This is a genomic window from Streptomyces venezuelae, from assembly GCF_008642315.1.
In the GTDB taxonomy this organism is placed as follows: Bacteria; Actinomycetota; Actinomycetes; order Streptomycetales; family Streptomycetaceae; genus Streptomyces; species Streptomyces venezuelae_D.
This window is the reverse complement of record NZ_CP029192.1, coordinates 313,676-325,418: the sequence shown is the minus strand read 5'-3', so window position 1 is coordinate 325,418 and position 11,743 is coordinate 313,676. Positions and strand designations below refer to the sequence as shown.

Genomic DNA, 11,743 nt, shown 5'->3' with positions numbered 1-11,743 from the left:
TGACGGGGTGACGAACCAGCCGAAGCCCACGCACCCCACACCGCCCCACGCCCCCACCGAAGCGGTCGCGCCCGTCCAAGCACTGATCATCGTCGACATGCAGAGCGCGTTCGCCGCAGGTGACGGCGCCGTGCCCGACGCGGAACGCCTCCTGGACCGCGTGCGGGGTCTATTGGACCGGGCGCGCGACAACGGCGCGTTCGTCGTCCAGCTGCAGAACGACGGCGAGCCGGGCACCTCCGACGAGACGGGCACCCCCGGCTGGCAGCTCCACCTGCCCGCGGACACGGACCGGGGCGAGGTCGTCCTGCGCAAGACCGTCGACGACGGCTTCGAAGAGACCCCGCTCGAATCGCTGCTGAAGGACGCCGGCGTGCGGGAACTCGCCGTCTGCGGCGTGATGTCGGAGATGTGCGTCAGGGCGACGGCGAGCACCGCGCTGGAGCTCGGCTTCCGCGTGGTCCTCCCGCACGACGCCCACGCGACCTATGACATCCCGGCCGCCGAGGGCATCAGCGACGTGGTGCCCGCGGCGACGGTCTCGCGTGTCGCCGAGTGGACGCTCGGCGACGAGGTCGAGATCGTGGCGCGGGCGGCAGACGTGGTCTTCACGAAGCCGTAGCGGAGGCCGCGGCCTCGGCGTCCTGCTTGCGCCACTTGAAGTGCAGGAGCTCACCGGCCCGGTGGTCGTGCTCGAACCCCGGGCCTAGGGGACCCACACGTTCGTACGCCTCCTCGGTGCGCGGATCGTCGCGGCGGGCGAGACCCCACGCGGCCTCCAGGCGGACGAGCTGGTCGTCCGCGTCCAGCATCGCCGTCAGCGCGTCCGCGACGGCCGGTGTGCGGTCCGGGGAAGCGGCCAGGATCTCGGTCGCCCGGCGGCGCACGGCGGGGTCCGTGTCCTCGGTCATGGGGAGCAGCGCCCGGGTGACGTCGGGGCGGAGCGTCTCATCGCCCCCGCTCACCCAGCAGGCCCTGAGCCGCACTTCCGTGTCCGGGTCGCAGACGAGGGCGAGCAGCGCCTCCCGGCCTGCCGGGGAATGCGGACCACCGTTCGTCAGGAACGCGTACGGCACCTCGCGTCGCACGCGCGGATCCGGATGTCCGGCGTGGCGCAGCCCCGCGGCCTCCAGGGCGGGATGCTCGTACTCCGTGAACGCGCCCAGCACCTTGGCGAGAACGCCGCTGTCCGTCTCCTCGGCGGACCAGGCGGCGAGGACCTCGGTCTCGCGCTTCCCGTACTGCGGGTGGTCGACGTCGCAGAACGAGCGCGTTCGCAGATAGTCGGCGACGAACCTGCGGTGCACCGGGTCCGGGTGGTGGCGGTGGGCGACGACGGCCGACCAGGACGCGTCGTCACGTCGCCGGACGAGGAGCCAGCGGACCGCCGACCAGTCGACGTGCTCCTCGTCCGGCTGCCGCACGGCACGGGCGATCAGTTCGTCGACAAGGGTCGGAACGCGGCAGGCCGCTTCGAGGGTGCTCAGGATGGCGCCGTGCCCGGCCCGCACGATGAGCCCGCCGAGCGAGACCTCGTCCACCCAGTCGTACCCGTCGTCCTCGACCCGGACCGTGGTGACGGGCCCCGTCGCACCGGTCCTGCGCCGCAAGACCTCGGTGACGCCCGTCCGGTACCAGTCCGAGGCCAGCGCGATCAGCGCCGCGCAAGACGCTTCCGGGAGCCGCAGCGAGGCCTCCGGGCCGAGCACGGCCTCGAAGACCGCGTGCGAGCCAGCGTCGACCGCCCGCCACAGAGGCGTCGTCCCGTCGGGCAGCACACGGTCCGCAGTGGCGCCGCCCTCCATGAGGGCTCGGGCGACCGGCGCGTCGTGGGCCGCGACCGCGACGCACAACGCGGGCAGCCCGTCCTCGTCCACGGCGTCCGGATCCGCCCCTTCGCCGAGCAGGTCCCGCACCCTCTCGACATCCCCGGCCCGCACCGCCGCGAGAAGCCGCACCCCCGGTCCGCCGTTGACTTCCACCAGTCCGTACTCCGTATCCCCCGTCGCGGATGCCCGGCCGAGGGTGTCACGGCCGGGCATCGACACGCAGGGGATTTTCGGGTGGCTACGGCGCGTCAACCACCAGGTGGCCGACGGCCGGTACGTGTGAGGCGACGCCGTTGGCGTAGTAGGACTCGACGCGGGCCTGCTCGGCCGCGTTCGGCAAGGCGTTCTTGCAGCTGACGCCTCCGGTGGAGCCCGACATCAACTGGGAGCACGGGCCCGGCTTGGTGTCGGGCAGCCCCAGGTTGTGGCCGATCTCATGGGCGGCGATGCGCGTCTTGTCGTACCCCTGGCTGACGGCCTGGCTGCCCAGTTCGACGCGTCCGCGACCGCCCGGCCTGACCGGGCCGATCGTCGCCTGCGGCCAGCCGCTGGTGGCCACGATCTGGATCTCGGCCCGGGTGCCGGGCTGGGCCTTGGCCAGCTTGACGTTGTCCACGTTGGTGTTCCACGAGGCGACTCCGGCGGCGATCGCCGTCTCCCAGCCCCTGGCCTGGCTGTCGTCGTAGCGAAGTGTCACCACGGCGGTGGTGCGCTTGGCCGCAACCGTGTCCGGGGTGGACACGGCGTTCGCCGCGGGTGCCGCGGTGAGGGCGGCCGCTGTAGTCGCGATGGCTATGACGAGGCGTCTGAAGTGCTGCATCGTTGTCCTTTCGGGTGCGTGGGGGGCTCGCTGACGATGCTCGCTCGCGCGTGACAGTACATCGTCAAGTGCGAGCTGTGTTGCCTCTGGCCATGGGTTGGGGGGAGGTCCGCACCATATCCAGCCACACCGAGTGCGGCTGTGGGAGCGCGTCCTTGACCCGGCGGTGGTGGCTGTGGGGCATCTCATGATCTTCGAGGGGTGTGAACCGGCCCCGCACGGGCTTTACTCACGGAATGACCGACACGAATGGAATGCTGGCCGGCAAGGCCGTCATGATCACGGGGGCTTCGAGCGGGATCGGCGAGGCCGCCGCACGGCTCTTCGCCGCCGAGGGGGCCGCGGTCCTGCTGATGGCCCGCCGCGAGGACACACTGAAGCAACTCGCCCAGGAGATCAACGAATCGGGAGGCCGAGCGGCGGTCAGCGCCGGAGACGTCGCGAGCGCCGAGGACGTGCGGCGCGCCGTCGACGCGACGCGCGAACACTTCGGCGCCCTGGACGCGGCCTTCAACAACGCGGGCTACGCGGGCTCGCAGATGCTGCCGCTGCACGAGCTCGACCAGGACGTCTTCGAGCGGACGATGGACGTCAACGTCCGCGGCACCTGGAACTGCCTGCGCTCACAGATCCCCGTCATGCTCGAAGCGGGCAAGGGCGCGATCGTCAACACCGCGAGCACGGCGGCCATGGTGGCCACCGGGGCACCCGTGCCCTACGTCGCTGCGAAGCACGCGGTGCTCGGCATGACCAGGGCCGCCGCGGCCGAGTACGCCGCGCACGACATCCGCATCAACACGCTGGTCGTCGGCACCACGCGGACGGAAATGATCAGCCAGGCGGTCGAGGCGCACCCGGAGCTCGAGCACGCCTTCGTCGCCCGCCAGATGCAGAAGCGCATGGCGGACCCGGTCGAAATCGCCCAGGCGGCCCTGTGGCTGTGCAGCGACCGCGCGTCGTTCTCCACGGGGACCGCCCTCGCCGTGGACGGCGGGCTGACGTCCAACTGAGCCGCTGGTGACGCCGGGGTGCCGGGACGTCAGAGGGGCAGCGCACACACCGCGATCGGCGAGGCGAACGGCTTGCCGGTGAGGCGGAGTGCGCCGCTGCCCCCGTCGACCTGGAAGACGCTCACCGAGCTCGACTTCTGGTTCGCGGCGAACAGCAGCCGCTGGGACGGCGAGAACGCGAGCTGCCGAGGGAAGTCCCCGCCGACGGGCACCGTGTCGAGGAGCCGCAGCCGGGCGCCGTCGCCTTCGATCGCGTACCGCGTGATGCTGTTGTGCCCGCGGTTGGCGAGGAAGGCGAAGCGGCCCTCGCGCGTCACCACGATCTGGGCCGGATAGCTGGTGCCCTCACCCGTGCCGGTCGACTGCGGCTCACCCGGCGTGAGGCGGCCCGAGGCGGGGTCGTACGCGCAGACGACGACCGTGTTGTCCAGCTCGTCGGCGACGTACGCGAAGCGGCCCGACGGGTGGAAGGTGAGGTGGCGCGGGCCCGCGCCAGGCCGCAGGCTCGCGTACGACACGCGGCTGAGCCTGCCCGCCTTCTCATCCAGGCGGTACGTGTAGACCGTGTCGTTGCCGAGGTCGACGGCCAGGACGTGGCGGCCGTCCGGAGCCGTGACGATCTGGTGGGCGTGCGGCCCCTGTTGGCCGGGGCCCGGGGGCGGCGAGGAGTGCGTGACCAGGTCCGTCCGCGCACCGAGCGCCCCCGACGCCTCGATGGGGTGCACGGCCACGCTGCCCGATCCGTAGTTCGCGCTGAGCAGCCAGCGGCCGCCCGGATGCACGGAGAGGTGACACGGGCCGTTGCCGCCGGTGTCGCGCGTGCCGAGGACGTCATGCCGGCCGTCGGGGGAGAGCGCGACGGCGGTCACGCCGCCCTTCTCCCGCTCGTTGACGGCGTAGAGCGTGCGGCCGGACGGGTGCAGCGCCAGATAGGAGGGGTCGGGGACTCCGTCGAGCGTGCCGGTGCCGGTGACGCGACCCGTCACGTCGTCGTACGTCGCCAGGCCGATGCCCTTGCCGCCGCCTTCCTGCGAGGTGTACGTCCCCAGGAACAACCGTCCCTCGCGGCGCCGCTGGTGCGCCGCGGAGGAAGCCGTACTGCGTCGGGTGAGGTCGGAACGCTCGCGGCTCGCCGGGCCGGGCGATCCACAGGCGGAGGTGGCGGCAAGTGCCCCGGCGGTCGCGGCCCCCACCAGCGCACCGATGAACCGACGCCGCCCGGGGCCGCCGCTCTCCGAGTCCGTGCCCGGCTCTGCTCCGCTGTTCATACCTGCACCTCGTGCGTCGGTAGTGACGGATGTGGCAGACACACACAGTGCCCCGTGGAGGAGCGGGCGGACAAGAGCCGCACACGTCGGCGCGCCGACTCGCCGGGCGGAGGGCCGCGGAGGACGCCCGGAATCGGCCAACGGGGGTGTACATCGCGGCGAGTTGATCAGGAAGGACAACGCAGAGGCACGGCTCGGATACGGTGTGCGAGCGATCGCTGCCCACTGCACACAGATGCCCGAGGAGTTGCCGAGTGGACCACAGCCGTGTGATCCGGATCCGTACCGTCCTGGCCGCGCTCGCCGCCGCCGGCGCCATGGCGGCCGCACCCGCCGCGAGCGCGGCGGTTCCGGCCGCCCCCGCGCCTCCGCTGACCGCCGGTGCGGCCCACGAGCCGTGCACCGGGAAGTTCCAGGGCGACGCCCGCCTCGGCCCGGCCTGGCTGCCCAAGAAGTGGCAGCGCCCCGTCGGCCCGCTCCTGAAGAACTGGAAGCGCACCGGCAAGCTGTCGCCGAAGGCCTTCCTGAAGAAGTACTGGGAGGGCCCGGCGGACACCGGCAGCTGGAAGTACCCGCCCAACGACGGCTTCGACACCGTCAACGGCCAGGTCGACAAGCACCGTGAGCTCCTGGAGAAGGGCGAGGAGCTGGACCGCTTCGGCTCGGAGTTCGGCGGGTACCTCGCGCCCGCGGGCGACCCGTACGCGAAGCGCGCCCTGCCCCCGCAGAACCTCAACACCCGCGACGCCGCCGTCGCCTGCGACTACCGCGTCTACGAGGTGAGCAAGCCGTTCCACGTCTGGCAGGGCAGCATCGCCCCCTGGTTCGAACAGCCGGGCCGCGGCCAGCAGATCAAACTGGACCCGGCCTTCCTCGACCCGGGCGAGGGGCAACGGCTCAACGTGAAGTGGCTGCTCGACCACGGGTACCTCGAGCCCGCGGACGACTAGCGGAGGAGGCACGTCCGTGGACGTCCGTGAGGCGGCGGTGGCGCTGCGCGCGGCCGGGATCGCCGACGGCTACTACTGGATCGACGGCGTCCACGAACCGTCCCCCACGCCCCCCGACTTCGTCTACCTGCGCGGGGTCGGGGGCGGGGAGTGGGAGGTCGGGACGTACGAGCGGGGCGTGCACCAGCCTCTGGCCCGGCACGTGGACGAGGCGGCGGCCTGCGCGCACCTGCTGCGCCAACTGATCTGACTCCGGCTGATCCGACTCCGAGCAGTCGTCGTACCGCACCCGCGCCCGGAACAGGTGCGTGCGTAACAGAATTCGCCGGGACGCTTCTCCTGGTTCACGCGTGGCTGGTGGGCTGACCGCGCTCGATCCAACGATCACAGGAGGCGCGCGTGAATCTGGTCGTCAACGGCGACGCGGAGGGCGGGGCGGGCGGCACCGCCGACCCCGTGACGGAGGTCCGCGGCTGGCGGGTGGCCCAAGGGGCGCCGGCGCTCGTCGCCTACAGCCTCGGCGGCGGCTATCCGACCCCGGCGGATCCCGGTCCTGCCCGGCGGGGGAGCCGCTTCTTCTCGGGCGGCAACAGCGCCCGCACCGCCCTGGTCCAGGACGTCTCCCTGCCCAGGACCGGCCGGACGGGACGCCGGGCCGTCGACGCGGGGCGGGTGCGCTACACCCTGTCGGCCTGGCTCGGGGGCTACGCCGGACAGGAGGACGGCGCCCGGCTCTCCGTGGAGTTCCGTGACGCCAAGGGCACGCCCGTGGCCCTCAGCGTGCTCGGCCCCGTCGGCGCCGCGGACCGGGGCGGCCGCACGGGCCTCGTGGAGCGCACCGCCGAGGCCGCCGTGCCGCCCACCGCCCGCTCGGCACGGCTCCTCCTCGTCTTCACCCGCAGCGGCGGCGGCACCTCCAACGACGGTTACGCGGACGCCCTCTCCCTCACCCTCAGCGCCGACGGAGGCCACCGATGACCGTCAACCGTCGTGATCTGCTGAAGGCCGCGGCGGCCGCCGGTGCGCTGAACCTCGCCTGGCCGCTCGCCGCGGGACTCACCCCGGCGCAGGCCCGCGAGGCCGCCGAACGCCTCGGCGCCGAGTACGACCGGGCGCCCTTCACGCTCGGCGTCGCCTCCGGCGATCCGCAGCCGCACTCCGTGGTCCTGTGGACCAGACTCGCGCCCGAACCCCTCGCCGCCGAGCAGAGACTTCCCGAGGTCGTGGAGGTCGACTGGGTCGTGGCCAGGGACTCCCGACTGCGGCACGTCGTCGCCCGCGGCACCGCGCCGGCGTCCGCGACGCTCGGGCACAGCGTGCACGTACCGGTGAGCGGTCTCGCGCCCGGCCGTCACTACTGGTACGCCTTCAAGGCGCTCGGCAGGACCAGCCGCGTCGGCCGGACGAGGACGGCGCCGGGCGGCCGGGTCTCCAAGGTCACCTTCGCCGCCGCCAACTGCCAGGCCTTCCACGACGGGTTCTACGCCGCGCACCGCGGCATCGCCCGCGAGAACGTGGACTTCGTCATCCACCTCGGCGACTACATCTACGAGCACGGGCAGGTCGGCGGCGTTCCGGAACAACACGTCCGTGACCACGACGGGCCGGAGATCCTCACCCTCGCCGACTACCGCAAGCGGCACGCCCTGTACAAGGGCGACAAGTCGCTGCGCGAGGCGCACGCCGCCCACCCGTGGTTCCTGACCTGGGACGACCACGAGGTCGTCAACGACTACAGCGGCACCGGGGGCGGCGCCCCGTTCATGCGCCGCCGGGCGGCCGCCTACCAGGCGTGGTTCGAGCACATGCCGCACCGCGACTCCTTCGGCGGCACGGCCCTGCCCGACCCCGAGATCCACCGCGTACGCCGCTGGGGCGACCTGGTCGAACTGAGCATCCTCGACCTGCGGTCGTACCGCTCCGCGCAGAACCTGCCCGACGGCACGATCCTCGGCGCCGAGCAGAAGGCCTGGCTCAAGCGCACCGTCGACCGGGCCCCGGACTCCTGGCACGTGTGGGCCAACTCGATCATGCTGAGCCAGCTGCGGGGCAGGCCGGGCGGCTCGTACATGTTCACCGACCAGTGGGACGGCTTCCTCGCCGAGCGCAAGGAGGTCCTCGGGCACGTGCACAAGAGCGGCCTGGAAGACCTGGTCGTCATCACCGGTGACTGGCACTCGGCCTTCGTCGACGACGTCCGCACCGACTTCGACCAGCCCGATTCACCGCTGGTGGGCACGGAGTTCACGGCCCACTCGGTGACCTCCGGCGCCTACTCGCCCGAGTGGAACGCCACCAACGGCCCCCTCATGGGCCGGGCCAACCCGCACCTGAAGTACTTCGAGGGCAACCGGTACGGCTACGACGTGTACGAGGTGACGCCCCGGCGCTTCACCGCCCACATGCGCGTCATCGGCGACCGGCGCGACCCGGACTCCGCCGTGGCCACCCTGACGAAGTTCCACGTGGAACGGGGCAAGGCCGGCTCGTACGAGGACGAGGCGACCAAGGGATCGCCCGCGCAGTACCGCAGGGACGACGCGGAGTCGACCTCCGGTCGACGTTGACCCTCACGCTAAACCTGAGGTTGAGGGTGCGCCCGGTCGGCCGCTCGGGTTGAGGGTTGAAGAGTGTTGCACAAGGCCGTGTCTGGTCAGGTCAGAGCCTGTGGGTGGGGTCTTGCGGTCATGATGTGAGGGCGAGGTTGTGCATGTGGGCGACGGCCTTGACCGCATGGTGGAGGCCGTCGCCGTGCTGTCGGCAGTCGCGGAGGATCTTGCTCGCCCTCGGTGCGCGGATCGTCGCGGCGGGCCAGCCCCCACGCGGCCTGCCCGGGGCACCGCACGGGCGGCCGACCGGAGATGCTACGTACCCGTCGGCTGGGCGCCGAAGAAGTGCATCGGCGGGGACATGGGACCTCCCAACTGATGGCATTGTGCTATCGGATGTGCACCCGATACCACCTCAGCGTCCCGCACGCCGACACCGTCACTATGGCCTGCCGAGATCGATCACATACTGAAGCCGGTCCAGGGAAATCCGGTCGTTCTCGAGGCGGACGCGTGCGGCTGTATGCCGGGCTGCACCTACTGCTCGCGCACATTTCGTTGCGGGATCCCGTTCCCGCCACCCGCTCCGTCGATACTGACCGGGCGATCACAGAACGGCGGGGGCGGCGGTGGACCGCATTAGGCGCACTGTGGCGCTACCGCCGCGACGGCGCTCTGCGCGGCGCACTCGCCCGGCGCCTCGTCGCCAGGACCCTGCCCGGCGTCATCGCTTGCGCCGCCGTCCGCGTCTTCGCTCTCCCCGGCTCCGACGCCTTCCGCGTCCTGGCTACCGCCTTCCTGTTGCCGCTCGGCGCGTGGCTGTGCCTGCGCACTCTGCGCCCCACGGGCGGCGGCCGGGCACCGCCGAAACGCCAGCACGCGCTCTCGCCGCCGCTCTCGCCATGACTGTCGGGCAGCGGTGCAGCCAGCAGCAGCCCGTCTTCCGGCTGCAGTCCAGCTCCGGGCAGCACTGCGTACCTCGGCCTCGCCGTGTTCTCCGGCGCTGTCTTGAACTTCGACGCGGCAAGTGGCCCCGCTTCGATGGGGCTCCTCGCGGCAGTCGGCGCTCCAGTGCCACCCGAGGTGCGTCTGCGCACCGACTGGCATCCTGCGGGGCCATAAAGCAAGAGGGGCCAGACGAGTCCCTCCACTGGCGGCGGGAAGCCGCGACAGAACACCACCTACCGCCTGGACGGGCGCAACACGCGTGGACTCAGTGTTACGCAGATCGGCAAACGATCACTACCGCGACCACAACGGAGAGCACAGAGCCCCCCTCTCAAGGCATCCTCTCGGCCTGTATCGGCAGCCGTGAACCGACGTTCCTGCCTGCGGTCAAGAGCCAGATCATAAGCAGAAGCTCACCCACACCGGTGAACACGGCTGCCTCGACCGAATATCCAGAGGAGAGGGACGCACCGAAGCTGTCTGCGAGATAGCCGAGCCCCGCGGCAGCCAGCAGGACTCCCAGCACTCTAGGTACATAGCCCGACTGGAAGGCGAGGAACCCCAGCAACAGCAGATGGACTCCGAAGAATATGAGCCCGGCGTCCCAGACGTCGTAGAAGGCATCAATGCGCATGAGCGCTTCGGCATCCAGCTGATCCGCGCTGTACGCCTCCAGCGATTCTGCGTTCTTGGCCGGGGGCAACGCCCCAACGAGCTGGGTGACGGCGACGAGGAGCACTCCCGCGTAGGCGAGCCTGAACCAGGCCGCGAGCGTCGCGATTCCCTTGTGCGCAGGCTGGAAGAAGACCATCAGCGCCCAGGCCACCACCACGTCCAGGACAGCGACCAGGAACAGGGCCACCGCGCCGAAGCGGAAAAGCGCCTCGGAATGACGGATGTCCCGGGCGGTGCGTGTCGCGTCATCCTCGGTGATCAGGTTGTCCAGCACGCCGAAATTGGCGAAGACCGCCAACGGGGCCATGACCAGGATCCCCGCTCCCGCGACCAGACCGGCCTTGCGCACGGTTCGCGAGGTCTCCCCGGGCGGGGTCATCCGCGGGCCCCCTCCGATGCCAGCCGCCCGCCACGGCCGCACGCGTCGGGCGCCGGTACGACAGGACGGAATCCCTTGAAGATCAGCAGCAACGGAAGCAGCACTTCGAACAAACCACCGGGAACATAGAACAGCACCCCGGCACCGGAGTTGATGTCCACGAGCCCCAGCAGGTCACTCCCCACTCCCGCCAGCAGAACGGCGTAGCCCACCAGCCCGAGTACCGAAAGCCACCGTGCGACCAGCCCGGCACACAACAATAGGTACGACAGGGCCAGACCGCCGGCACCGGAGAACGCGTAGACGAGCAGAGCGTAATCCGTCAACTCGTTCTTGCTCGCAAGGAAATAGCACCCCACCGCAACGATGGCGGCACATTCCGCACATCTAAGAATCAGATACCAGGCCGAGAGGCGCCTTCCGTGCGGCTTCAACACGGGGAACAGGGCGACACCGATCCCGGCAACCGCAAAAGCTGTGTACCCCTCCAGCAGCACACCCACGAGCAGCCCTCCCTCCCCGGAGTCCGGGTCGGAAAAGTAGTCCCCCACGAGCGAGCTGCCGAGGGCGAAGGTCAGCGTCGACGAGAGGAACAGCAACCCCACCAGCACAGCGGTCTTCCTGTACGGCATGCGTCCGCCCCTTCCGCCCCGGCCTGCCGAGGGCATGGAGCCTGAGCCTTGCCGCGCCCAGACCACGAGCCGAGCAGCCGCCGAGCGATCAAGCGACGGCCTGCCACCCGAGGTATGTGCGCCTGAGCCCCAACTATCCTCCCTTTGCAGCCGTACGCACCGCCCGCGCGGCAAGGAATCACCCAGGGCCCGCGGATGACACACCAACGGGGCCGATCGACAGCGCGGGCACGCGGCCACCCGGGCGATGGCGAGGACGGTCCCGTCAACGGCAGGAATCCAGGGGCGCTCCGGGTCGTACGGCTCGAACCTCTTGACCTTGACATTTTCCAGTTCTTGGAGCTCCACCAAGGGGATACGAGATCAGCTCAATGCGCCCCACCGAGACCGGGGTCGTGCCGTCGTTGGAGAACCGCAGAGTGAGCCTTCTCCAACCTCACGTCTGTGCTGGTCAAAGGCGTGCCAGTAAGCGACCGTGGCAGCCGGTCACGGGCCTGTGACCAGCAGGTCCACGGACAGCCGCCGTGCTGCGAACGCTCCTCCGGGCATGGTCGGCGGAGCGGACAGCCAGGTTGGAAAAGGCTCCATGTCTGAGGTCCCGCGTTAGCGGGGTACTCGGCAGCTGAAAGGCAGTGAGCTGCGGCCGCCGCCGGGCCCCTCCGGGCAGCGGCGGCCGCACAGGC

12 protein-coding genes and 1 pseudogene are annotated in these 11,743 nt (G+C 70.9%); 7 read left to right on the top strand and 6 right to left on the bottom strand.

The window, feature by feature from the left end; all coding sequences use genetic code 11:
• Positions 1–7: 7 nt before the first annotated feature.
• Positions 8–622: an isochorismatase family protein gene (locus DEJ48_RS01470; RefSeq protein WP_223831833.1), complete on the top strand. Its 615-nt coding sequence runs from the start codon at positions 8–10 to the stop codon at positions 620–622.
• Here the strand turns inward: DEJ48_RS01470 and DEJ48_RS01465 are convergent.
• Positions 609–2,042, bottom strand: a complete 1,434-nt coding sequence (locus DEJ48_RS01465) for a HEAT repeat domain-containing protein (RefSeq protein WP_150220878.1) — start codon at positions 2,040–2,042, stop codon at positions 609–611. The two genes, DEJ48_RS01470 and DEJ48_RS01465, sit on opposite strands and share 14 nt — an antisense overlap.
• A 25-nt stretch (positions 2,043–2,067) precedes the next feature.
• Positions 2,068–2,649: a snapalysin family zinc-dependent metalloprotease gene (locus DEJ48_RS01460; protein WP_150213710.1), complete on the bottom strand. Its 582-nt coding sequence runs from the start codon at positions 2,647–2,649 to the stop codon at positions 2,068–2,070.
• 236 nt (positions 2,650–2,885) lie between these two features.
• On the opposite strand from DEJ48_RS01460, the gene DEJ48_RS01455 reads away from it, so the two are divergent.
• On the top strand, positions 2,886–3,659 hold the full coding sequence (locus DEJ48_RS01455; protein ID WP_223831832.1) for an SDR family NAD(P)-dependent oxidoreductase: 774 nt from the start codon (positions 2,886–2,888) through the stop codon (positions 3,657–3,659).
• A gap of 29 nt (positions 3,660–3,688) precedes the next feature.
• Here the strand turns inward: DEJ48_RS01455 and DEJ48_RS01450 are convergent, their stop codons facing one another.
• Positions 3,689–4,927 carry a lactonase family protein gene (locus tag DEJ48_RS01450; RefSeq protein ID WP_150213708.1) on the bottom strand — a complete coding sequence of 413 codons (1,239 nt, stop codon included), beginning with the start codon at positions 4,925–4,927 and terminating at the stop codon, positions 3,689–3,691.
• A 317-nt stretch (positions 4,928–5,244) separates the two neighbouring features.
• Between DEJ48_RS01450 and DEJ48_RS01445 the strand changes: the two genes are divergently transcribed.
• The 4 genes from DEJ48_RS01445 (at position 5,245) to DEJ48_RS01430 (ending at position 8,444) form a co-directional block, all read left to right on the top strand.
• Complete coding sequence (locus DEJ48_RS01445; RefSeq protein ID WP_150220876.1) at positions 5,245–5,877, top strand: TNT domain-containing protein; 633 nt, start codon at positions 5,245–5,247, stop codon at positions 5,875–5,877.
• Between the two features lie 16 nt (positions 5,878–5,893).
• Complete coding sequence (locus tag DEJ48_RS01440; RefSeq protein ID WP_150213706.1) at positions 5,894–6,127, top strand: hypothetical protein; 234 nt, start codon at positions 5,894–5,896, stop codon at positions 6,125–6,127.
• Positions 6,128–6,276: 149 nt separating this feature from the next.
• Complete coding sequence (locus DEJ48_RS01435) at positions 6,277–6,855, top strand: phosphoesterase (protein WP_150213704.1); 579 nt, start codon at positions 6,277–6,279, stop codon at positions 6,853–6,855.
• Positions 6,852–8,444, top strand: a complete 1,593-nt coding sequence (locus tag DEJ48_RS01430; RefSeq protein WP_150213702.1) for an alkaline phosphatase D family protein — start codon at positions 6,852–6,854, stop codon at positions 8,442–8,444. Before DEJ48_RS01435 ends, DEJ48_RS01430 begins: the two co-directional genes overlap by 4 nt.
• A 118-nt stretch (positions 8,445–8,562) precedes the next feature.
• Here DEJ48_RS01430 and DEJ48_RS01425 read toward each other — a convergent pair.
• A pseudogene (locus DEJ48_RS01425) lies at positions 8,563–8,655 on the bottom strand (IS5/IS1182 family transposase); the annotation flags it as partial.
• Between the two features lie 284 nt (positions 8,656–8,939).
• Here DEJ48_RS01425 and DEJ48_RS40995 point away from each other — a divergent pair.
• Entirely contained in the window at positions 8,940–9,332 is a 393-nt protein-coding gene (locus DEJ48_RS40995; RefSeq protein ID WP_411757411.1) for a hypothetical protein, read from the top strand.
• A gap of 373 nt (positions 9,333–9,705) precedes the next feature.
• Here the strand turns inward: DEJ48_RS40995 and DEJ48_RS01415 are convergent, their stop codons facing one another.
• Together DEJ48_RS01415 and DEJ48_RS01410 are read right to left on the bottom strand one after the other, a co-directional pair.
• Positions 9,706–10,398 (bottom strand): DUF4386 domain-containing protein, encoded by a 693-nt coding sequence (locus DEJ48_RS01415; protein WP_223831831.1) that lies wholly within the window; start codon positions 10,396–10,398, stop codon positions 9,706–9,708.
• Between the two features lie 26 nt (positions 10,399–10,424).
• On the bottom strand, positions 10,425–11,060 hold the full coding sequence (locus DEJ48_RS01410) for a DUF4386 domain-containing protein (protein ID WP_190537125.1): 636 nt from the start codon (positions 11,058–11,060) through the stop codon (positions 10,425–10,427).
• Positions 11,061–11,743 lie beyond the last annotated feature (683 nt).

What these genes read in the sequence shown, in the direction of transcription:
- DEJ48_RS01445 (WP_150220876.1), top strand. Translation starts at nt 5,245, where the DNA reads ATGGCGGCCGCACCCGCCGCGAGCGCGGCGGTTCCGGCCGCCCCCGCG.
- DEJ48_RS01460 (WP_150213710.1), bottom strand. Translation starts at nt 2,649, where the DNA reads ATGCAGCACTTCAGACGCCTCGTCATAGCCATCGCGACTACAGCGGCC.
- DEJ48_RS01465 (WP_150220878.1), bottom strand. Translation starts at nt 2,042, where the DNA reads ATGCCCGGCCGTGACACCCTCGGCCGGGCATCCGCGACGGGGGATACG.
- DEJ48_RS01455 (WP_223831832.1), top strand. Translation starts at nt 2,886, where the DNA reads ATGACCGACACGAATGGAATGCTGGCCGGCAAGGCCGTCATGATCACG.
- DEJ48_RS01450 (WP_150213708.1), bottom strand. Translation starts at nt 4,927, where the DNA reads ATGAACAGCGGAGCAGAGCCGGGCACGGACTCGGAGAGCGGCGGCCCC.
- DEJ48_RS01410 (WP_190537125.1), bottom strand. Translation starts at nt 11,060, where the DNA reads ATGCCGTACAGGAAGACCGCTGTGCTGGTGGGGTTGCTGTTCCTCTCG.
- DEJ48_RS01430 (WP_150213702.1), top strand. Translation starts at nt 6,852, where the DNA reads ATGACCGTCAACCGTCGTGATCTGCTGAAGGCCGCGGCGGCCGCCGGT.